Origin of the sequence: Cetobacterium somerae ATCC BAA-474 (genome assembly GCF_000479045.1) — a bacterium.
Lineage (GTDB): Bacteria > Fusobacteriota > Fusobacteriia > Fusobacteriales > Fusobacteriaceae > Cetobacterium_A > Cetobacterium_A somerae.
In genome coordinates this window covers 1-1,151 of record NZ_KI518130.1, presented here as the reverse complement: position 1 = coordinate 1,151, position 1,151 = coordinate 1, and the positions used below count along the sequence as shown (strand labels likewise).

Sequence of the window (1,151 nt, the reverse complement as noted above, 5' to 3'; positions counted from 1 at the left end):
GAGATTATATCAAAGGATTACCTATCGCAATCTATTGATCCAACTAAGATAGTAACTGAACTTGGATGGTATCCTGAAACACCATTTACAGAGGGAATAGAAGCAACTATTAGATGGTATTTAGATAATCAAGGATGGGTAGAGGAAGTAGCCTCTGGAGATTATCAAAAGTATTATGAAGAGATGTATAATAACAGATAATAAGTAGCTAGAGTCAGTTAAGAGGGAGTGTACTAATATTTTTTAACTGTTTTAGTATCAATATTCAATTGTTTAGCAACTTGAGATTCTTTTAATTTTAGAGGTAATGCCTTTAACTTTTTTATTTTTTCAAACATATACAGTCTTTTCAAAGCAGCCATCTCCTTGTAATTTAATGATTGTCACAGAAAGTTTATTGTTAAAATATAAGTTTTAGGATATTATATAATTAGAAATAATTAAATTAAAAGAGGAGAGAGAGTACTAATGAGTAAAAATTTTAGAAAGATATTAATATATTTTAGTGATATTGAAAAAACTTTCAATATTTTTAAAGAAGTAGAAAATTGGAGTATTAAAGGTGAAAAAATTTCAGGAATTCAATATGTTGTTTTTGAAGGATATGGTGATAAAGTTTATTTTATATTTTCTGAAGAAGGAAAAATGTACTCAACAAATGTACTAAATCAAGATAAAAAGATGATTAAGTATGATGATGAAGGAAAAAACTTTAAATTGGAATTAAAAGATGATATTTTATTTAAACTTTATAAAGATTTAAATAGAGTATTTAATTTGATATTTTCAGATGAAGATAGAGATACCTACATATATGATGATGCTTTTTCTATTTATATTTCTCTATCAGATAATGATTTAAATTAGTTGGTAAATTAGAGATAAACTATCTATTTTAATAAAAAGAGGGATATATGAGAAAATTGCTAGAAATATTGAAAAAAGATAATACTAATAAAGAAGTATTGAAAACAATAAAAGAAGAGATAAAAAAAATATCTACGAATGAAAAAAAAATAGAAGAACTATTAGAGCTGATGGATAAATTAAAAATTTATATAGGATTTGATAGAGATGTTGTTAATGATTATTTAAAAATCTTAGGGATAGACTTGATGGAAAAAAATTAGAGAAAAATTTAAATCGAAGTA

The 1,151-nt window shown here is 24.1% G+C and carries 2 protein-coding genes and 1 pseudogene; all 3 read left to right on the top strand.

The features are described from left to right. Positions 1–201, top strand: a pseudogene (locus tag HMPREF0202_RS05975) (hypothetical protein); the annotation flags it as partial. A 267-nt stretch (positions 202–468) separates the two neighbouring features. After that, positions 469–867 (top strand): hypothetical protein, encoded by a 399-nt coding sequence (locus HMPREF0202_RS05970; protein WP_023052253.1) that lies wholly within the window; start codon positions 469–471, stop codon positions 865–867. 47 nt (positions 868–914) lie between these two features. Further along, entirely contained in the window at positions 915–1,130 is a 216-nt protein-coding gene (locus HMPREF0202_RS05965) for a hypothetical protein (RefSeq protein WP_023052252.1), read from the top strand. Positions 1,131–1,151 lie beyond the last annotated feature (21 nt).

Excerpts from the sequence above, each read along its gene's own strand:
- HMPREF0202_RS05970 (WP_023052253.1), top strand. The coding sequence starts at position 469 with ATGAGTAAAAATTTTAGAAAGATATTAATATATTTTAGTGATATTGAA.
- HMPREF0202_RS05965 (WP_023052252.1), top strand. The coding sequence starts at position 915 with ATGAGAAAATTGCTAGAAATATTGAAAAAAGATAATACTAATAAAGAA.